The sequence below is a fragment of the Microcoleus sp. B4-D4 genome, assembly GCF_036705185.1.
Classification (GTDB): domain Bacteria; phylum Cyanobacteriota; class Cyanobacteriia; order Cyanobacteriales; family Microcoleaceae; genus Microcoleus.
On record NZ_JAUBTX010000003.1, the window covers coordinates 26588 to 47147 of the forward strand.

Here is a 20560-nt window from a genome sequence, read left to right on the forward strand (position 1 = left end):
TTGAGACTCTGTTGAGGCTGTGAATTTTAATGTATCGGCCTGGACGCATTCAGGTCAAAGAAACCGGGTTTTTACCCTATCTGTGGACTACAACGCGCATATTTTCCTAAAAAACCCGGTTTCTGATCGCCCGTGGGTAAGCCCTATGTATGATGTCTAGAATCAGGTAATATTTAACAATATCTGTTATCTTGGCTTTCACTTGCTTTGATAAAAGCTATTTTAGATTTAATATTTGGGATTTTGGATGGTTAATATGAAACTTAGAATCCTTGCTGCTGCAACGCTGTTGAGCGCGATCGCCCCTCTAGCTCCTGCAGGGGCCGAGAACATCCAACACACGCAACAATTACTAGCCACCAAACAGTGCCCCAACTGCGACCTGAGCAGTGCCGGTCTGGTTTTAGCCAACTTAACAGGAGCGAATCTCAAAGGAGCTGACTTGAGATTGGCGAACCTCAGCCGAGCCAACCTCACCGGAGCCGACCTCAGCGGAGCCAATCTCAGCGGCACAAGTTTGTTTGGTGTCAACCTCACCGGAGCCAACCTCAGCGGAGCCAACCTCAGCGGAGCTGACTTGAGAAGCGCCTATCTCAGCAATGCCAATTTAACTGACACCAATTTAACTAACGCCCAATTGCTGGGAGTTAGGGGAATGCCAACTAATATCGGCAGCGCGGAAGATTTCTATCGCTTGGGAGTAATGGAAGCTCAAGCGGGAAACTACAGAAACGCCATTGATTATTACAATCAAGCCCTGAATATGAAATCGGATCTAGCCGCCGTTTATTTCGCGCGCAGTATGTCTCGGGCTGATTTGGGAGATTTCGCCGGGGCGACTCAAGATGCCGATCGAGCTAAGCAACTCTTTACCGATCAAGGAAATCCCCAAGGTCAGGAATTGTCAAAGCAGTTAGCCGAAGCCATTGTGGCGCGCCAAAAACCAACCGAGCCGCGCACTGGGGGTAACGGCAACTTGATGAGTCTTCTCGGCTCCCTCGGTTCGGTTCTGGTGAAGATACTCTTGCCTTAAGCAGAGCTTGCTAATTCACCGGAATCTCGATCCAGAACTCTGTACCGCGACCTGGCACAGAAATACACTTGAGTGTTCCTTGGTGTTTCTCAACTACAATTTGATAACTGATAGAAAGTCCTAAACCCGTCCCCCGACCGACGGGTTTAGTCGTAAAAAAGGGATTAAATATGTGAGAAATCAACTCTTTGGGAATGCCGTGACCGTTGTCTGCAATGCAAATTCCTACTGTTGTTTCATCGATTAATTCGGTACGAATCCGAATGGAAGGGTAGGAAAAATCAGGAATCAAAGACTCGCTGCTACCATTTATATCTGCAGGTTCTATCTCCGGTTTCTGAGAGCTAAAATATGTTGCTGCTGCGCTGGCAGAGAGTCCGGGAACATTGATAATTTGCTCTTTTTGTCCCATTTCTAGCGCGTCAATGGCATTGCCGAGCAAATTCATAAATACCTGATTTAGCGAGCTCGCATAGCATTCTACTAAGGGCAAATTGCCGTATTCTTTGATGATTTCTACGCTGGGGCGATCGGACTGCGATTTGCATCTGTGTTGCAAAATCAACATGGTACTGTCGATGCCTTCGTGAATATCAACAGGTTTCTTTTGAGCTTGATCGAGTCTAGAAAAATTCCGCAAAGATACAACTAACTGGCGGATGCGCTCAGATCCGACTTTCATGGAGGTCAAAATTTTGGGTAAATCTTCGGCCAGAAATTCAACGTCGATGGCTTCGGAGCACTCGCTAATTTCTGGGTGGGGATTGGGATAGTGCTGGCGGTAGAGTTCCACCAAGCAGAGCAAATCTTTGCTGTATTCGCTGGCGTGGGAAAGATTTCCGTAGATAAAGTTAACGGGGTTGTTGATTTCGTGGGCGACTCCCGCCACGAGTTGTCCGAGACTGGACATTTTTTCGGTTTGAATCAGTTGGGCTTGGGTATTGTTGAGTTCTGTGAGGGTTTTAGCTAGCTGTTCGGCTTTGTCTCGATCGGCAGTTGCGGCATTGAGACTTTCTTGATAAAGTTCTGCTTGGTGAATGGCGATCGCAGCTTGAGAGGCCAAATGTTGCAGCAACTCTTGTTCTGCTGTTTGCCAAACCCTCGGCGCGGAACACTCATGGGCTATCAGCAACCCCCAACATTCGGTATCTGTGCCCATCATCGGCACAATTAAACTTCCCCTCACCTGCAATTTTTCCAAAAATTCGCGGTGACAGGGCGTTAAATCCTCAGTCTCAATATCGTTAATTGCTCGCACTCGTCCAGCTCGGTAAAAGCACTCTGAGCCTTCGGGGAAGCATTCTTGTGGAGATTTGAGACCTAAAATTGACTCCCACTCGCCGCGCACAGCTTCGACAACTACCTCGCCCTGTTTGGCGGCGGTAAATTGATAGATTACGGTGCGATCCGTATCGAGCAAAACTCTCACTTCCCGCACAATAGTTTGGAGGATGGTTTTTAAATCTAAGGTGCTGCGAATTTGGTCTCTAACTCTGGTCAATACTCGAGCAAAGTCCAAGGATTTTTGCAATTGGGCGGTGCGTTCTTGAACTTGGCGCTCCAAGTTGGCATTCAGGGCCTGCACTTCTTTATAAAGTAGGTACTGCCCAATTGCCGCACAAAATTGGCTGCCGATCGCTAAAGCTTGCTCGATATCTTCCCGTTTCCACTCCGGCGACTGACCTTTTTTGATTTCTCGCCAGACTTCAAAGGATTGTCTGGGAAGGGTTTGTGCAGCGCTGCTGTCAAAGCGCCCCGCCCACATTTTTTCGGTATCAATTTCATTGCGAAAAATGGTCAAACAGCCTACTACTTGTTGTTCGTGGTGGAGGGGAATTACCAGCAAACCCCGAATTTTAGTAGCTTGGAAAGCTGGGAATAAAACTCGAAATTGAGATTCTTTGTAGAGGTCTGTAATTATCCAAGCTGGGAATTGAGAATTAGTAAAAGTTGAGAATTTGGGAATTTTTTCGGTATTTTTGAATCCTTTGCTCAGCCATTGCTGCCAGAGCGGATGAGCTTCGATCGCCCCTGGTGTTTCTCCGTTGGAAAGTGTGGGTTGCTCGCCGGTGGCGAACAGTTCAAAGGTAGGCTTGCTTTGGGCAGTAATGGCAAATGCTCGATCGCCCTTAACCGATAACTTGTCGCTGTTTTTGACATTCGGGGCGTTGAGATAAATTCTGCCACCGCTGCCACCAAAGGCTGCAACAGTGGCCTCTAAAGCCTGTTGCAGTTGAATATTGCCGTGACCGTACAACATGGCTGCGATGCGGCTCACGGTGGCTTCGCGGGCTGCTTGAGAGCGGATTTGGTGGAGCAGGATCGAGTGGCCGATCGCATTTGACAGTTGATCTGCTACGAGCTGAACTACTTCTAAATCTGTGGGTAAAATATTGCGGGGAACCGAGTGGTGAGCAACTAAGAGTCCCCACAGTTCGATGTGAGTTTGGCGATCGCTTCCCGGCTCGTATCTAGTCACGCACGCGGGGGCTTCGCATATATCTTCTGTTTGGCTGTTTTTCGACACGATCCGGCGGTGCAAAATCGGCACGACGAAGGAAGATTGCACTCCCATTCCCATCAGGTAAGCTGCGTGGCAAGGATCGAGCGATCGGTAGTGCGTTTCTTCGTTTAGCAAAGGTTGACCAGTATCGGCGACATCGAGGGGACTCAGGACGATCGTCCCGGAGTTAACATCTACGATCGTCCGCTGGCGCATCCTGACATACATCTCCCTGGCGTGGGGGGGGATGTCGTCTGCTGGAAAGTGCAAACCCTTCAAGGAAGGGAGACGGTTGTTATTAATTGATTCGGCAACAACTTCTCCGCTGCAGTCGGCACTAAACCTATAAATCATGATGCGATCTGTTTTCAAAAAAGACCGCACTTCTGCTACCGCAGTGGTTAAAATATCTTCTAATTCTAGAGATTGGCGGATGCGTTCTGTGATCCGCCGCACCAAAATTTCTCTGTCTAGTTTATGATTTAATTCTTCTTGTGTGTTTTCTGTCAGTTGCATAAATCTCCTTTGGCAATCATCAGAATTACGATAAAAATAAGAAGTTTTGATATGCTGTCAGATCGCTCTGACGAGCACTGCACCTGCCTGATTTTTTAATTTAACCGATCTGTAGAATGAATCGGGCGCGCGCGGCTTAGAGAGGACGCTGGAGCGCTGGGGGGACGGAAAATGTGCGATCGCCCCGGTTTAGTCTTTGCCTTCAACAGACCAAGAAGCTTAACCGAATGATAATTATTATTATAATATTCTCATAAATTTCTCGCAATCTTAAAATCTCACTCTCATAATTATTAATCATCAAGGTAACTTGACATTTGTTTGTCTAACTTCATATAATAATCAAAAAAAAAAGGAATTTGAGTTTCTCTCAGCCTCCCAGACGCTGACCAATTTCGTGTCGCACGCTCATCAAAATTTTACCCAAATGATTTTGGCCTGTTCCCTCGCAGCCGCAGCCCCAGTAGTAATCGGTTGGCGAATCCTCCACAATCACTCGCTCCCCCGTACCCAGAAGAATAGCTTGAATGTCTCGATGAGCGAGAAACTTAGTTAAAATTGCTTCCCGCATAATCGGAATTTTCACCGCTTCCCAATCGTCGCGAATCCGGTGATTGGGATCGCGACCTAATTGGGCTGCTTCTTGAGGAGTTGCTACGCCTCGAATCGCCGCCACTAATCTTCTATCGACGCTACCAACAAATTTGTGGGCTTGATAGTAATGTTCCACGGTTAACCAATTTTGACCGCCCAGGAAAATCTCATGCGGTGAAAAATTGGAAAAGCAGCCGTAAGGCTCCTCTACTTTATAAAAATAAATTATCATAATTATTTTAAATTTTCTAGGATAAGGAAGATGCAACAATCGCGGACGCACGCGCCCAGATAGTCAAACAGGTTTCAACCTGGTTTTATAGTTGAGAAACCAATATTTTTCTGAGAAACCCGGTTGAAGAGCGCAAGTCCCGATGGAACAGGGAAGGTGATATAAAAAGGTAATACGATGTCCGGTGAATTACCGGATCTAAAAAATAATTATTGGGAGCAGGCCCGAAAGCCTGCTCGCTTACTGGCTTTTTAGGATAACTGAACTGTGCTAAACAGTCGTGATATCTTTCTCTTTGGCTGCCAGAACTTCTTCTATTTTGGCGACATACTTGTCTGTCAGCTTTTGAATTTTGTCTTGCAAGTCCCGCGATTCATCTTTAGAGAGATCGCTGCTTTTTTCTTGCTTGCGAATCGAGTCAACCGCATCGCGACGGATATTCCGAATTGCGACTTTACCTTCTTCGGCAAACTTCGAGGCCATTTTGGCAAATTCTTGCCGTCTTTCGCTTGTCAGCGGTGGAATGTTCAAGCGAATAACTGAACCGTCGTTGTTGGGCACGAGTCCTACATCCGACAGAGAAATTGCTTTTTCGATCGATGTTAGTGCTGTGCGATCGAACGGTTGAATGTTGATCGTAGTTGCATCCGGCGTGCCGATATTGGCAAGGGATTTGATGGGAGTTGGTGCTCCGTAGTAATCTACCATGACTCGATCGAGGAGGGAGGAGTTGGCCCGTCCCGTCCTGATAGTATTAAAAGACCGTTGAGTAGCCTCAACTGCCTTTTGCATATGATCTTCTGCTTCAGCTAACTTCACAAAATCCTCCGACAAGGGTTCCAATAGATTCTCCCATTACGGCTCGGTAGATGTTGCCCGATACCGAGAGGTCAAATACCATAATAGGAATATTATTTTCTTTGCACAGGGCGATCGCGGTACTGTCCATCACCCGCAAGTCTTGGTTCAAGACGTGGGCGTAGGTGAGGGTTTGATACCTGCGCGCGTTGGGGTTGAGGTGGGGGTCGCAATCGTAGACCCCATCTACCTTAGTAGCTTTAAAAATCACCTGTGCATCAATTTCCGCCGCCCGCAAAGCGGCTGTAGTATCAGTAGTAAAAAAAGGATTGCCAGAACCGGCACCAAAAATTACTACCCGTTTTTTTTCGAGGTGACGAATTGCCCGCCGCCGGATGTAGGGTTCAGCTACCTCTTGCATGGCGATCGCCGATTGTACCCTCGTTGGTACTCCTGCTTGTTCCAAGGCATCCTGCAAAGTGATAGCATTCATCACCGTAGCAATCATGCCCACATAGTCGGCTGTTGCCCGATCCATCCCTGCAGAAGCAGCTTTTACGCCGCGAAAAATGTTGCCGCCGCCGACAACGATCGCGATTTGGATGCCTTCGGACACTACTTTGGCCACTTCCTGGGCGATCGATCCAACGACTACCGGATCGATGCCGTAGCCCAAGCTGCCCATCAGCGCTTCACCGCTGAGCTTCAGCAAAACCCGCTGATAAACCATCCCCATGCCGCCACTATTTTTTCTTTTTGTCTCCACCATAAGATAGCAGCACGGGTGCATTTTGAACATCAATTGCTTGGAACAGGCTGCTGGGAACGGATAAAAACCCGGTTTCTCGGCCTAATCTTCTTTTTGAGCAATCTTAAAGTTAAGGCAGAAACCGGGTTTTTTGGTGAGAAATGCGGACTTAATTTATTCCTGGGGAACGAAATCAAGAGAAGCAGAATTCATGCAGTAACGCTCGCCCGTGGGTTTTGGCCCATCGTTGAATACGTGACCGAGATGAGCGTCACAAACAGCACACAGTACCTCAGTGCGGCGCATGAATAAGCTGTTATCCGACTCATTCTTGACATTTTCTTCGTTAATGGGAGCGTAAAAACTCGGCCAACCAGTACCGGAATCGTATTTTGTTTCTGATTTAAATAGCTCGGTACCGCAGCAAATACACTTATAAATTCCGGGCTTTTTGTTGTCGTGATATTCGCCGCTAAAAGCTCTTTCGGTTCCCTTTTTTCGGGTAACTTTGAACTGTTCTGGGCTGAGTTGCTGTTGCCATTCGGCATCGGTTTTTTTAACTTTGTCTGTCATGATTTAATCTTGTTGATTGTTGACTGTTAACTGTTGACTGTTGGCTGTTGGCTGTTAACTGTTGACTCATGCCTCCATTAATATTAACCTAATTGGCTCCAAATAAACATACCAGGGAAAAGAATTGTCCTTGATCGCCCGCCACTTTTCCTTGAAAAGTTCAGCTTGCAAGTGATAATCTTGGGAATCGTGGGGAGGCGAGTGCAACTTAAGATATAATGTCACTCGGTGCGGAGTTTCTACTGTTGAGGCTACCCAACAAGCAATAGTATTTTCGCGATCGCACCCGCTAACAAAATTGATTTGATGAGCTCGAATTCCGACAGAAACTAGAGATTTGGGAATTGGTTCGACGACAGTTAAAGTGCAGCCCCAGCCGATCGCCTCTACGACAGTTTCAGCAACCGGTTTAGCAGCAGAGAAATTCTTGCAGCCCGTTAACTGCGCGACGGTGAAGTGGCGCGGGCGATCGAAAATGTTCTGTTTGCTATCAAAGGCGATCGCCCTTCCCTCAGCCAACACCAACAGATTTTTGCACACCCGGTAAACTTCCTCTAAATTGTGACTGACAAACAAAGTAATTCCCCGATAATTAGCCAGAACCTGCATTAACTCCCGTTCCAGTTGACTCCGCAAGTGCGTGTCCAAAGCCGAAAACGGTTCGTCTAACAGCAGTAAATCGGGATTCGGGGCGATCGCCCTCGCCAAAGCCACTCGCTGCTGCTGGCCGCCAGAAAGTTCGTGGGGATAGCGGTTTTCCATTCCCGACATTTGCACCGAAACAAGCTGTTCTTTGACCCGAATCTTTTGCTCGCCTTTAGATAAATGCTGCAAACCAAAAGCAATATTTTGAGCCACATTCAGATGAGGAAACAAAGCATAGTTTTGAAACAAAAAACCAATCCGGCGGTCTTTAGAAGGTAAATTAATGCCCTCTGCCGAGTCAAATAAAACCTTTCCATTAACTGCAATTTTACCGCTGCTGGGAGTTTCCAAACCCGCGATACAGCGCAGAGTCATGCTTTTGCCGGAACCCGACGCGCCCAGAATTCCCAGCACTTCCTGACCGATATCAAAACAGACCTCCAAGGCAAAGCCAGAAAGAGGTTTAAAAATATTTAAAAATAGTCCGCCTTCCAGTTGTTTTTTTGGGGGTTTTATGGTAAGTTTAGAGCTAACTTGAGCCAGATTAGATTGCCGTTGATAGTTAGGATTTGGCTTGGACGAAATTCTCGGTAAATAAGTCCAGTAATTAACCAAAGTGAGCACGCTCAAAGCAAGACTGAGAATAATCAAAACCCAAATAGCAGCTTGCCTCATATCCCCAGCTTCCACCGCAAAATAAATTGCCATCGGGATAGTTTGAGTTTGTCCGGGAATATTCCCAGCTAACATCAGCGTCGCGCCGAATTCACCCAAAGCGCGGGCAAATGCGAGAATAGTTCCTGCTATAATTCCCGGCCACGCTAGCGGCAACATAATCCGCCAAAAAACCGTCCCTTCCGAAGCGCCCAAAGTGCGGGCTGCATTGAGAAGATTGGCATCAATTTGCTCAAAAGCCCCCAAAGCAGTTTTGTACATCAGGGGAAATGATACGACTGTGGCAGTAATTACGGCGGCTTGCCAAGTAAAAATTATAGTTAAATCAAATTTTAGAAGAAATTGACCGATCGCACCATTTCTACCAAACAGCAGCAGCAGCAAAAATCCGACTACCGTGGGCGGCAAAACCAAAGGAGAGATGAAAATGCCTTCAATCAAGGCTTTACCTGGGATGCGAGTTGAAAGCATCCACCGGGCGGCAGCTATTCCCAGAAAGAAGGTAAAGAATGTGGCGATGGCTGATGATTTTAGGGATATCCATAATGGAGATATGTCAAATTCCATATTTTGGATGAACTATCGCAGTTTTGGATGATTTGTGAATGAGATTTTTTTTAACTAACCGCGAAGACGCGAAGGGCGCGAAGGAAGAAAGAGAAGGAAGAGAATCAACTGTAGGGGCGGTGTCCCCGTGCCCGCCCTCCGGGTTTCTAATTAACGAGCTAGACCAAATCCGTATTTCTGAAATACTATTTTAGCGCGATCGCCCGCTAAAAACTCAACAAAGGCTTTTGCTGCGGCGGGATTGCGGCTGTTTTTGATAATTGCTAGCGGATAAACAATGGGCGAGTGCAAGTTTTCTGCCGCCGTTAGTCGCACTGTTACTTTGTCCGATGCTTTGGCATCTGTGGTGTAGACTATACCGGCATCAACGTTACCGCTTTCGACAAATGTCAGCACTTGGCGGACGTTATTTCCCAATACTAATTTTGGCTGCAGTTGCGGCCACAATCCGAGCTTAGTTAGCATTTCCTGAGCGTATTGTCCCGCAGGTACGCTTTTGGGTTCGCCGAGCGCAATTTTCTTGATTTTTGCCTCTGTCAACTGTTTAAAATCGCTCAAAACAGCGCCATTTTTAGGAGTAATCAAAACTAGGCGATTTGTCAGCAGATTGCGGCGCGTCTCGTTCATCAGCAAATTAGCTTTTTGCAAACCATCCATTTGTTTAGTCGCGGCGCTGAAAAATATATCTACCGGAGCTCCCTGCTGAATTTGCTGCTCTAGAGCGCCGGAAGCACCAAAATTATAAGTAATAGTAGTATTGGGATTGCTGCTTTGATATACTGTTTTGATTTCTGTTAAGGCTGGCGACAGACTGATGGCGGCGGATACAGTTAAAGACTTGCGGTATCGTGCTGTGGCTGGGGAAACATTCTGAAATAAGTTCCAACTAATCAGCAGTACCAGTGTGGCGACGGCTGCGATTATCAAGTTGAGAATACGTTTTCTTTTTAGGTTCATCGGGAATAGTTGAGAATCTTTGATTTTGAATTATATCAAAACCGCTACAAAACTATCTTCCTCTTTTTCTTCCTTCGCGCTCTTTGCATCTTCGCGGTTCGTTAAATAATAGTGCGGTAGACAGACGGCATCGATCATTAGTATCAACTTAAATGTGAAAATCTTTGTATTTCTCGTTTATAGCAGAGGCCAGATCCCCCTAAATCCCCCTTAAGAAGGGGGACTTTGAGCAGAATCTTGTCCCCCCCTTCTTAAGGGGGAGTAGGGGGCAAGCTAAGGGGGGATCTGGCCTTAATCGCTAGACAGAAGACTCGCACTACGTTTGACGTTAAATTCACACTAATGGGCGGTGCCGTGTCCCTACGGATTTCAGGTGTTATCCCTATTGTCGCCATTTGACAGAACAACCGATCGCCTCTGTAATAGAAGGTTCTATCGGTTCGTCTTTGAGCAATTGGTCGATCGCGCTTTGCAAATAAGAAACCTGTACTGCTGCTGCATCGTCGGCATTATCATCAATTAAACCTTTATAGCGCAATTTGCCGTCTCGGTCTAACAAAAAAACTTCCGGCGTTTTAGAAGCCCCAAAACTGTGGGCGACATCTTGAGCAACATCTCGGATGTACGGGAAGTTGAGTTGATTGTCGGCTGCAAAAATTTTCATGTTCTCAAAACTGTCGTCGGGATACTGGTTGCAATCATTGGCGTTAATCCCGATTAAAGTAACTTCTCGATCTTGAAAAGCTGCTTGAAGTTCTTTCAGGCGATCGATATACAACTTCACGTAAGGGCAATGATTGCAGATAAATACTACCCCGATTGCCCGAAATTTTTCTAAATAGCGAGCTAAATGGTGAACTTCTTCGTCAACTCCCGGCAGTTCAAAATCGGGAGCGTAGCCATTAATTGAAGTACCCGTTGTTTCGATTGGTAAACTCATGTTTTCAGGAGGTTAAGAGCAGTATTTGCGAGCGTGAAAGATGAAATTCTCAGCAATAATCAAATTGGCTGTTTTTGGGTTTTACTTTGATTCTAACCTGGCCAACAGCTTATTTTGATTCATAATTCGCGATTTATTCCTCGTTTTGCTTTAGCCAACCTTGAGCCGCCGCTTGATATCCAATAAGTTTGTAGGTTAATTTGGCGGCGGTAAATTCTGAGACGACAGAATCTACAACAGGTGCTAATTCCATGATGTCACAGCCGATTACTTCGCAGGACTCGAAGACGCGCCGCAAAAATCCGGTTAGCGAATACCAATTTAACCCGCCCGGTTCGGGTGTGCCTACCCCTGGAATTAATGTCGGGTCGATGCCGTCTAGGTCGATCGTCAAAAATACTCGTTTGGTTGTTATGCTGGCAATGGCGCGATCGGCCCAATCCGGTTGAGTAGCGATTTCCCGAGCTCGAATCACGTTTAGCTGTTTGGCTTTAATCAAGTCGGCTTCTTCCTTGCAGATAGCGCGAATCCCGATTTGCAGTGTCGGTAAGCCCATATCAACAACCCGCCGCATCACGCAGGCGTGGTTGTGGATCGAGCCTTCGTATTCGTGTCGCAAGTCGCCGTGGGCATCGATTTGCACGACGGTGAAGGGTTCATCCGGGTAGCCTTGGCGGTAGCCTTCGACAATGCCGGCGGTGATGCTGTGCTCGCCTCCGAGAGAGATGACAAATTTCTGTTCCGCAATTAGCTGCTGTACGGTTTGTTGCGTGACTCGCAGCATTTCTGAGGATGAAACCCGTTGGTTGTTGCGGGTGTCGGCGATCGGCAATGCGGTATAAATGCCAACATCGTAGCAAACTTCGGAATCTAGTTCTTCGTCGTAGCATTCGAGCTGGTGAGAAGCTTCTAGCAGTTTGGCGGGCCCGTTTTCGCACCCCCGGCGGTAGGTGGTGGTTGCTTCGTAGGGAATTGGCAAGATTACTACTTTGGCTGTGTCGTAGTCTGGTACAATTTCTGACCCCAGAAACGGTACGACAGCAGTGGAAACGATCGTTGGCATAAGGGAAATTTTAATACAGCAAAGAAGTCAGCATCTTTAATCGTGACATAGTATCGCCTCTAACTGCAAAGTAGTCATTAGTCAGTTGGCAGTTGGCAGTTGGTGGTTGTCAGTTGGTGGTTGTCAGTCAACAGTCAACAGTCAACAGTCAACAATGCCCCATGCCCTATGCCCTATGCCCCATGCCCCATGCCCAATCTAAAATCTAAAATCCCATGACATCTTCTACGTCAACACTTGCTGCACCTCAAACTTGGCTGTGGAAAGGTTTTCCCATTTGCTACCAGACTGCGGGAACCGAGGGCCCTGCGGTGGTGTTTGTTCACGGTTTTGGCGCGTCTTCGGGCCACTGGCGCAAGAATTTGCCTGTGTTGGCTGCTGATTGTCGCTGTTATGCGATCGATCTTATCGGTTTTGGCGGTTCTGCTAAGCCCGCGCCCAAGTTTGAGATTGACTATACTTTTGAAACTTGGGGACAGCTAATTGCTGATTTTTGTCGGGAAGTTGCGGGCGGGCCGGCTTTTTTGGTGGGAAATTCGATCGGCTGTGTGGCAATAATGCAAGCGGCTGTTGATTTTCCCGATATTGCTTCTGGCGTAATTTTACTCAATTGTTCCCTGCGGTTGCTGCACGATCACAAACGCGCCGAATTGCCTTGGTATCGCAGTATGGGAGCGCCAATTGCACAAAAAGTTTTAAATGTCAAGTGGATAAGTAAATTATTTTTTAAACAATTAGCAACGCCAAAAACAGTAAAAAAAGTGCTTTTGCAAGCATATCGCCGTCCTGAAGCTGTCAGCGACGAACTGGTAAATATGCTGCTGGAACCTGCAAAAGATAGCGGCGCAGTCGAAGTATTTGTAGCATTTATCAGTTATTCTCAAGGGCCGCTACCGGAGGATTTGTTGCCTCGTTTGAGCTGTCCGGCTTTGATTTTGTGGGGTACGGACGACCCTTGGGAGCCGATCGCATTGGGGCGAGAATTGGCAAAGTTTCCGGCTGTTGAAAAGTTTATTCCTTTGGAGGGAGTTGGCCATTGTCCCCAGGATGAAGCGCCGGAATTGGTCAATCCTATTTTACTCGATTGGATTAAAGAGCGATCGGTATTTACAGAAAATTAGTGCTTTTGCTCTTTTGTTGCGGGAAGAATTACTCGTTACCAGGCTCCAGCCTGGTAACGCTGATCGGGAGGCTCTGCCTCCATTTCCTTCCCAAGCGAGGCAGAGCCTCTAGATATGGGTTCCCAGGCTGGAGCCGGGGAACCAGTTAACCAGTTAAAACTTGATAGTTCAAACAAACAGGAAACTATCAGGAGTAAAGGCTCCTTGAATTACAGCAATTTGGTCAGATGTACCAGCCAAATTGATGGAGTTACCAACAATATTGTAGTTGGAAAGACTCCCGCGTAACTGAATGCGATCGATTCCCTGCTGAAAATCTTGAATCAACGCAACTCCTGTTCCACTATAGTAGGTCTTGGCGGCATCACCTAGCACAAAAACATCTCTTCCCCGACCGCCAATCAGCACATCCGTTTCATTACTTCCCGGTGCAGCACTCGATGGGTTGACTCCAATTAGCGTATCATTGCCGCGCAAACCTGAGAGTGTATCGTTACCATCTCCTCCTACTAAAGAATTGTTCTGGATGTTTCCGGTAAGGACATCTACATTCGGAGTACCTGTGACGTTAACGAAATTCTCTACCGTAAAATTCAGAGTGCCGATACCGGGTAGATTGTTAACCGCCAAACGATTCTGCGACAAATCCACATTAATAGAAGCTGTGCCGCTACCTGTAGAAGCATCGATCGTATTAATCTGTCCCAAAGGAGCAATTATTTGTTCTATATTTTGCAGGGTATCTGTACCTGCTGCGCCTTTATCTACAATACCTTTCGCCTCAAGGCTAATGCTGCTGGTAAGGGAAAGATAGCTCATTGTATCCGTGCCTAATCCTCCAATTATGCTATCAGTGCCGCTACTACCTAGAATGAAGTTGTCTAAACTATCTCCGGTAATATTGTCGTTTCCTGCTGTGGTACTAATACTGTTAGCTGGCGGAGGGGGTGGAGTTTGATTTTGCGGAGGTAGAGCAGAATTGGTAATTTGTGCGCCTTGATTTTGAGGTGGTTGGTTGCCCGGTGCGCCTTGATTTTGAGGTGGTTGGTTGCCCGGTGCGTTGTTTGAATTAGGAAATAGTGGTGGCATGATGTAATTCCCTCGATGAGTTTTCTAAGTTTGAAGTAACTTTCAGGCTAAAGGAATGAATTCTCGATCGGCCTTTGATTTAGTCTCTACAATCATTAAACTGGTTGAAAATGACATTTATCCCTGTGCTGTGATTACAGTTTTGTAATCTGGAGAAATTAGGGTTTTTCCGAATTTTGAGGTAAATTACGATCGCCCGGTGGACGCGGTGGAATGCCCAAAATTTTAATCAAGTCTGCTTCGGTGACTCCCAACTTTTTCGCTGCACCGGGAATATCTAAACGAGGACGGGGGGGTGGGCTGGGCGGGCGATTATTTTCACTTGGCGGTTCCGGCGGTTTGGCGGGTAGCCCCAAAGCTTCGATTAACTCGGCTTCGGTGACTCCTAATTGTTTGGCAGCAGCAGGAAAATCTATACGGGGCGGATGTCTGGGCGCTTGACTGGGTTCGGGTTGGCTCTGGGCGAGTAGAGTATTAGAATTAGCTGTAGTCCGATCGGGAAAAGTCAAGCTGCTAAATCCCAGCAGCAAGGCTGTAGCAGGTAACGCTAGCAGTGAAGCAATTTTCATGATATTTACGATCGCCGACCTAAAAATGTTTATAACTACATCAAATTCCCCAAACATTACCTGCACCAGTGCGGATGGATTACAGTTTTGTAATTTAAGTAAATCCCTGATGGCCGTATAATCGCAACCGAATAGGTAAATCTATGAATGTTCTATACGTTGAAGATGAAGAAAAAATCGCCAATTTTGTTTGTATGGGCTTGAAAGAACAAGGCTTTGTTGTGGATTATTGCGATAATGGCAATGATGGCTACGATCGGGCGATGGATAATCAGTACGATGCGATCGTGCTTGATATTGTTTTACCGGGAAAAGACGGATTGTCTATCCTCAAACATCTGCGAAAGGCTGGGCGCAACGTACCTGTGATTTTATTAACGGCTCGCAATGAACTAGACGATCGCATTGAAGGGTTACATCTCGGTGCTGATGACTATTTGGCTAAACCGTTTTTTGTTGAGGAGTTAGTTGCTCGGATTTATGCTGTGGTGCGTCGGGCTTCTGGCGATCGCCAAAATATTCTGAGTGTTGGCCCAGTTAAGCTCGATCGCATTTTGCGAGAAGTTACTTGCGATCGCCATGCAGTAGAACTTACAAGCCGCGAGTTTAATCTGTTGGAATATCTGATGCGATCGCCTGGCCGGGTACTCACCCGCACGCAAATCCTCGAACATATCTGGGGCTATGATTTTAATCCGAATACGAATGTAGTAGATGTGTGCATTCAACGCATTCGCAAAAAAATAGAACCGATCGGCGGTACGGGATGGGTTGAGAGCGTGCGGGGCGTTGGCTATCGGTTTCGCAAACCAGATTCCCCATCGTGAAATTGCAATCTTTTCGCTTTCGCATTGCTCTATCATCTGCTGTTCTAGCAAGTATTGCTTTAATTGGCTTTAGTATTGTTTCGTGGTGGTTGATTTACGATGCTAAGGTCAAGCGTCTTGATGCTGAAATCAAGAATCAGTTAATCCAATCTACCCGCCCGCAATCGACGCAATGGGATGTTTATAGTGATTCTTTGCCCTCAGTTTTAGGCATGAATGATGGGGAAACAACCGCGGCTTTGCTGGTGACTGATAGAGATGGTAATTTGCTCTACCGATCGAGCCAGTGGCAAGATGGACTTGATGCTAATTCATTATGGCGATCGCTGCCCCAACCCCCTCCCGATCCTGCTAGAATACCTTTTCAATTAGAACCTCCCCCTCCACCACCTCCACCCTATCCGCCACCTCCCGATCGACCCGATTCATTTTCACCGAGAGAAAGAAGACCCCCGCGCGATCCGCCTCCTCAATTCGATCGACCGGATTTTCCTCGAGTTTTCAAAGCTAAGCTAGCAACCCAGCGTACTAGCACGGCTGTTTGGCGTGTAGGCGCGATTCATTCTCCTCAGACTCAAATAGCGATCGCTGTTAACTTACAAGCGATCGATCGGGAAATGGCATCGATTCGTAATATCTTTCTAATTTCTATTCCCGTAGTGCTTTTACTCGTGGCCAGTGGAGCGTGGGTCATATCGCGGAGTATTCTATCTCCAATTGGGCGACTTACGATGGCAATTCGCAATGTTACCGTACAGGGGCTAGATCGGCGCGTCCCTGACGGCTCAACGGATATAGAGTTTGTAGAATTAATTTTTGTGTTCAATCAGATGCTAGAACGTCTGGAACGAAGTTTTAAGCAAGCTTCTCGTTTTAGTGGAGATGCTGCCCACGAATTAAAGACTCCGCTGGCAATTTTGCAAGGCCAACTAGAACGGGCTTTGCATCAAGTTGAATCGGGTTCGGATGTGCAGCAAACCCTCAGTAAATTATTGGATGAAGTGCGCCGTTTGAGTGAAATTACCCGTAAACTTCTCTTACTTTCTCTAGCAGATGCCGGACGTATGGGTTTACATTTGGTTGAGGTGAATATGTCGGCTTTGCTATCGGAAATTGCCGAAGATATGGAACTGCTAGCACCGCATTTAGATGTGCAAATGGCAATTGCTCCCAATTTATATATCAAGGGCGATCGCGATTTGCTGGTGCAGGTTTTGCAAAATCTAGTTGGTAATGCGATTAAATATAATTTACCGAAGGGTTGGCTCAGGTTACAGGCTAACTGTCAGGGAAAAAGAGTAATTGTCAAAATTGTCAATAGCTCTCAAGATATTTCTTTGAGGGAGCGCGATCGCATTTTTGAGCGCTTCCATCGCGGTGACTCGACTCAGACCAAAAAAATAGAAGGATCGGGATTGGGGCTAAGTTTAGCAAGGGAAATCGCACGGGCCCACGGCGGCGATATTCAACTAGATGCTGCAATCCTGGGTCAAACAGGGTTTATACTGAGTTTACCTGTGGGCGATCGCGATTAACCCGATCGATGATATGGTTGCGATTGTTTTGACTTTAATTGAGCGATCGGGTTAACTTAGAATTGAGAGTTTTTAGGAGTTGAAGTGGGAGCTATATTTGCGCGATCTCGCCACAGCAACAACGGAATGCTTAACGTTCCTAAAATCATCACAACTCCCGTCAGAATCCAAACTAGCACGCGATTAGGGCGATAATCACTTCGCTCGATTTGCCAGAAAACTCGATTGTAACGCCATGCTGCTAAGGCTATGACTGCAATGCCAAAAACGACTAAACTCAGCCCTAAAGTTTCGGAGTTGAAGAAGGGAGGGGAAGAAACTTCTTGCTGAGTCACTGTAGCTTGAAATTGGCGGAGAAATAAACTGAACCGAGCGATCGCAAATCCAAAACCAATTAAAGCGAGTGAAGTTCGCAACCATGCAAGAAAGGTGCGTTCATTTGCCTGATGTTCGCGCTGTCGGTCTATTTTAGCACCCTTGTTCATCAACCCTACCTTTATAAAAAAATATTAAGCTTTCCCTCGTTGATTATTGTGTTAGTTCTGGTTGCAAAGGGAAGTATCAGTATGGCGATCGCGATTCATCATCACCAAAAAATATAGTATCAGTAAATCGACAAAAAAGCGATCGCCTCCCTCTATACCCACAGAAAATAAGAGGACACAGCATTGCTGTGTCCTACAAATACTGCGGTTAAAACCCAGTTTAAAAAGACTTAAATTCCCCGCCCGACAGAGTTCTTTTAGTCAACCAATCGTTACCCAATCTGATTGTCACGTCCGACTGCAAAGAACCCGTACTCTCAACCAGCACATCTCCAAAACCCAAAGACTGTTGAATCGCTCGGGCACCTTTAATATCGCCGTCTTGAGCGACAATCGTAGTCTCTTCTAGCGGTTCTGGCCAATCTTTATAAACCTGGACATTCCGATAGCCAGCGCGAGTCAGAGTATTGACAAAATCTTCAACAGCCGATTCATTGCCCGTACTGTCTTGAATCGCCACCTTCAGAAAAGTCGCATCAGCATTCTCGATTGTCCAAGTATTTTGGCCGAAGTCAAAATGCTCTGCCACCATAGTTTCGATCGCATTTTGGTCTGGCAACCAAAAACTTGCCTTATAGTCTTTAGGATCGCTGAATCTGCCGGGAACCATCAACATCTGCACGCCAGCGCGATCGGTTTGAGTAGCAAAACCAGCTAAAGCCACCAATTCTTCTATACTCAAATTCGTGTCAAGGTGAGACTGAATCACCGACAAAATCTTCGGCAAGCGAGACAGCAAACCTACATTAACTTCCTGTTCCACAAAAGCCCGCATCAACAATTGCTGGCGCTGCACCCGCCCAATATCGCCCAAATCGTCGTGCCGGTAAAGCAAATATTGCACGATTTGTTCGCCGTTGAGAAGCTGCTTGCCAGCCTTTAAATCTATATATAAATGTTGGCTTTCATCGGTATACTTCATGTCTTTAGGGACATTAATAGTAATGCCGCCCAGTGCATCTACCAAGCTTTTGATGCCTTGAATATTGACTGTGACATAACGGTCAATTCCCACGCCGCCCAAGAGTCCGCTGACTGATTTAGCTGACGAAGCCGGGCCACCGTAGTAATTAGCTTCGTTGATTTTCACTTCACCCCTACCTTCAACATAGGTGCGGGTGTCACGGGGAATCGAAAGCACGCTTAATCTTTTATTTTGAGGGTCAAACCTCACCAATAGCATGGTATCGGTTAACCCTTTAAAAGAGTTTTGCCAGACATCGTATCCCTGTTCCTTGTCGGGATGGCCGTCGAGGTCTGAACTCAGAACCTTAAGTCCTAAAACTAAAATATTAACTGGACGAGTCAGTTCCGGCATCTTCATGTTGAGCTTTGCCATGTCGCCTTGAGAAAACACCGCCGCTTCTTCGGGAGTCAACTTTTGTTGCTGAAGCGGTGTTGTGGAAAGCGAGACGGCTAGCAGCGCTCCGGCGGTGGCTGAGAGCATTGCTACTCCAGCCAAACCAAAACCAAAACCCAACCAACGGCCTCGATGCGGCTGGTTCGATTTTTTAGTTGCAGGTTGAGCGGTTGATTGTTCGATAGGGTCTTGATTAGGAGTTTTTTGAACTGGCACTGGCTTCCTCACAGACAACAAAAATAAAAAAACATCGCGGAAATATGTAGTATCAAGCGGAAACTGCACTCAATCAATAGGGTCGGGCTTAAAAGAACCCTAAATTATGATAAATGTTTGCCGACCACTTGCTCGGCTACGCGACTTATTCCGGGCAACCATAGCGGTTGACGCTTCCAGAGACGAACCATCAGTCCCACAGAAACAATAAAATAACTGGTTGTTAGCAGGCTACTCATTAATAACATGGTAAGTGTCGGAGATTCCGCAGAAATCGCTGCACCTTCTAAAAGAATATGTCCTAGGAGCCAACTAACAGCAAGGGCAATTGCCAAGCGGCTGACGGCTTTGCGTTCGGGGCTGCCCTGACGCCGATAAAGATTCCACAGGGCGGGGAAAAAGCCGATGACTGGGATCATTAATACAAACAGACTTGCCCGATCGAGTTCAGGATTTTCTGAGGGATGTGTATTTTTCATAATTTGCATTCAAAATTTACAGGAGGTCTAGTTTTGCACAAAATTTATTGGTTTGACACAAAATTGAGCTCGCAGACCAAAATTCGCAGCAGGGCTGGTTTTGCACAAACGTTGTCTGTCAGAGGCAAAATTTTTCGGTGATTGCGGGCGATCGATCGCCCGCCAGCAACTTTTCGACCCGGAGAGCCGTATTTTGATAAACTGGATACAGCACCGCAGACAGGAGAACAGACTTAGCCATGACCAAATCTCAAAAACCGATCGTTATTTCTCCATCAATATTATCAGCCGATTTTAGCCGTCTCGGAGAAGAGATTCAGGCGGTCGATCGAGCTGGGGCTGACTGGATTCACGTAGATGTGATGGACGGTCGCTTTGTTCCTAATATTACTATCGGGCCGATGATTGTCGAAGCAATTCGTCCCGTTACTACCAAGATAATCGATGTCCACCTGATGATTGTGGAGCCGGAGAAATACGTCGAAGACTTTGCTAAGGCTGGTGCGGACATTATTTCCGTTCACGCCGAGCACAATGCTTCGCCTCACTTGCACCGCACCCTAGGTCAAATTCGGGAATTGGGCAAGCAGGCTGGTGTGGTTCTGAATCCTTCGACACCCCTAGAGTTGATCGAGTACGTGCTGGAACTTTGCGATTTGGTGCTGATTATGAGCGTGAATCCGGGCTTTGGCGGCCAAAGTTTTATCCCGGCGGTGCTGCCGAAAATTCGCCAGTTGCGCCAAATGTGCGATGAGAAGGGCCTCGATCCTTGGATTGAGGTGGATGGCGGTTTGAAGACGAACAATACTTGGCAGGTTCTGGAAGCGGGCGCAAATGCGATCGTCGCGGGTTCTGCTGTGTTTAAGGCGAAGGATTACGCAAGCGCGATCGAGGGTATCCGCAACAGCAAGCGCCCGACTCCTGAGTTGGCTGCTGTTTAGTTGAAAATGCGATCGTTTCCGTCAAGTTATACCA

At 46.8% G+C, this 20560-nt stretch carries 20 protein-coding genes; 5 read left to right on the forward strand and 15 right to left on the reverse strand.

The genetic code is table 11. The annotated features are described in order from the left end of the window. Positions 1 to 256 precede the first annotated feature (256 nt). A complete protein-coding gene (locus QUB13_RS03350; RefSeq protein ID WP_333378943.1) occupies positions 257 to 1033 on the forward strand; it encodes a pentapeptide repeat-containing protein in 777 nt (258 codons plus the stop codon). A 10-nt stretch (positions 1034 to 1043) separates the two neighbouring features. On the opposite strand, the gene QUB13_RS03355 is transcribed toward QUB13_RS03350, so the two are convergent. The 9 genes from QUB13_RS03355 to speB form a co-directional block, all read right to left on the reverse strand. Further along, entirely contained in the window at positions 1044 to 4052 is a 3009-nt protein-coding gene (locus tag QUB13_RS03355) for a GAF domain-containing protein (protein WP_333378945.1), read from the reverse strand. Between the two features lie 370 nt (positions 4053 to 4422). Next, positions 4423 to 4878 (reverse strand): NADAR family protein, encoded by a 456-nt coding sequence (locus tag QUB13_RS03360; protein WP_333378947.1) that lies wholly within the window; start codon positions 4876 to 4878, stop codon positions 4423 to 4425. 270 nt (positions 4879 to 5148) lie between these two features. Beyond that, positions 5149 to 5697 (reverse strand): ribosome recycling factor, encoded by a 549-nt coding sequence (frr, locus tag QUB13_RS03365; RefSeq protein ID WP_194068474.1) that lies wholly within the window; start codon positions 5695 to 5697, stop codon positions 5149 to 5151. After that, on the reverse strand, positions 5684 to 6412 hold the full coding sequence (pyrH, locus tag QUB13_RS03370) for a UMP kinase (protein ID WP_228050104.1): 729 nt from the start codon (positions 6410 to 6412) through the stop codon (positions 5684 to 5686). Before pyrH ends, frr begins: the two co-directional genes overlap by 14 nt. Before the next feature lie 186 nt (positions 6413 to 6598). Next, a complete protein-coding gene (gene msrB / locus QUB13_RS03375; RefSeq protein ID WP_333378949.1) occupies positions 6599 to 6997 on the reverse strand; it encodes a peptide-methionine (R)-S-oxide reductase MsrB in 399 nt (132 codons plus the stop codon). A gap of 66 nt (positions 6998 to 7063) precedes the next feature. Continuing rightward, complete coding sequence (modB, locus tag QUB13_RS03380) at positions 7064 to 8884, reverse strand: molybdate ABC transporter permease subunit (protein ID WP_333378951.1); 1821 nt, start codon at positions 8882 to 8884, stop codon at positions 7064 to 7066. Positions 8885 to 9034: 150 nt separating this feature from the next. Next, the gene (gene modA / locus QUB13_RS03385; protein WP_333378953.1) at positions 9035 to 9841 is read right to left on the reverse strand and encodes a molybdate ABC transporter substrate-binding protein; all 807 of its coding nucleotides are present in this window, start codon (positions 9839 to 9841) and stop codon (positions 9035 to 9037) included. A gap of 382 nt (positions 9842 to 10223) precedes the next feature. Next, positions 10224 to 10781 (reverse strand): thioredoxin family protein, encoded by a 558-nt coding sequence (locus tag QUB13_RS03390; protein ID WP_333378955.1) that lies wholly within the window; start codon positions 10779 to 10781, stop codon positions 10224 to 10226. Positions 10782 to 10914: 133 nt separating this feature from the next. Beyond that, positions 10915 to 11844, reverse strand: coding sequence for an agmatinase (speB, locus tag QUB13_RS03395; protein WP_333378957.1), 930 nt, complete (start codon positions 11842 to 11844; stop codon positions 10915 to 10917). Positions 11845 to 12059: 215 nt separating this feature from the next. Here speB and QUB13_RS03400 point away from each other — a divergent pair, with 215 nt between their 5' ends. After that, positions 12060 to 12965, forward strand: coding sequence for an alpha/beta fold hydrolase (locus QUB13_RS03400; protein WP_333378959.1), 906 nt, complete (start codon positions 12060 to 12062; stop codon positions 12963 to 12965). 168 nt (positions 12966 to 13133) lie between these two features. Here QUB13_RS03400 and QUB13_RS03405 read toward each other — a convergent pair whose 3' ends face one another. Beyond that, positions 13134 to 14054, reverse strand: a complete 921-nt coding sequence (locus tag QUB13_RS03405; protein WP_333378961.1) for a calcium-binding protein — start codon at positions 14052 to 14054, stop codon at positions 13134 to 13136. A gap of 158 nt (positions 14055 to 14212) precedes the next feature. Continuing rightward, positions 14213 to 14623 (reverse strand): hypothetical protein, encoded by a 411-nt coding sequence (locus tag QUB13_RS03410; RefSeq protein WP_333378963.1) that lies wholly within the window; start codon positions 14621 to 14623, stop codon positions 14213 to 14215. Positions 14624 to 14766: 143 nt separating this feature from the next. Between QUB13_RS03410 and QUB13_RS03415 the strand changes: the two genes are divergently transcribed. Next, complete coding sequence (locus QUB13_RS03415; RefSeq protein WP_333378965.1) at positions 14767 to 15450, forward strand: response regulator transcription factor; 684 nt, start codon at positions 14767 to 14769, stop codon at positions 15448 to 15450. Beyond that, the gene (locus QUB13_RS03420) at positions 15447 to 16985 is read left to right on the forward strand and encodes a sensor histidine kinase (protein ID WP_333378967.1); all 1539 of its coding nucleotides are present in this window, start codon (positions 15447 to 15449) and stop codon (positions 16983 to 16985) included. Before QUB13_RS03415 ends, QUB13_RS03420 begins: the two co-directional genes overlap by 4 nt. A 56-nt stretch (positions 16986 to 17041) precedes the next feature. Here the strand turns inward: QUB13_RS03420 and QUB13_RS03425 are convergent, their stop codons facing one another. The 4 genes from QUB13_RS03425 to QUB13_RS03440 all read right to left on the reverse strand — a co-directional run bounded on the left by QUB13_RS03425 (position 17042) and on the right by QUB13_RS03440 (position 19826). Next, complete coding sequence (locus tag QUB13_RS03425) at positions 17042 to 17470, reverse strand: YidH family protein (RefSeq protein WP_333090893.1); 429 nt, start codon at positions 17468 to 17470, stop codon at positions 17042 to 17044. A 220-nt stretch (positions 17471 to 17690) separates the two neighbouring features. Then, complete coding sequence (locus QUB13_RS03430; RefSeq protein ID WP_333378970.1) at positions 17691 to 19106, reverse strand: LCP family protein; 1416 nt, start codon at positions 19104 to 19106, stop codon at positions 17691 to 17693. Between the two features lie 104 nt (positions 19107 to 19210). Then, the gene (locus QUB13_RS03435) at positions 19211 to 19585 is read right to left on the reverse strand and encodes a hypothetical protein (protein ID WP_333378972.1); all 375 of its coding nucleotides are present in this window, start codon (positions 19583 to 19585) and stop codon (positions 19211 to 19213) included. A gap of 118 nt (positions 19586 to 19703) precedes the next feature. Then, positions 19704 to 19826: a hypothetical protein gene (locus tag QUB13_RS03440; protein WP_333378974.1), complete on the reverse strand. Its 123-nt coding sequence runs from the start codon at positions 19824 to 19826 to the stop codon at positions 19704 to 19706. On the opposite strand from QUB13_RS03440, the gene rpe reads away from it, so the two are divergent. Next, positions 19825 to 20526 (forward strand): ribulose-phosphate 3-epimerase, encoded by a 702-nt coding sequence (rpe, locus tag QUB13_RS03445; RefSeq protein WP_194009673.1) that lies wholly within the window; start codon positions 19825 to 19827, stop codon positions 20524 to 20526. The genes QUB13_RS03440 and rpe overlap by 2 nt on opposite strands. Positions 20527 to 20560 lie beyond the last annotated feature (34 nt).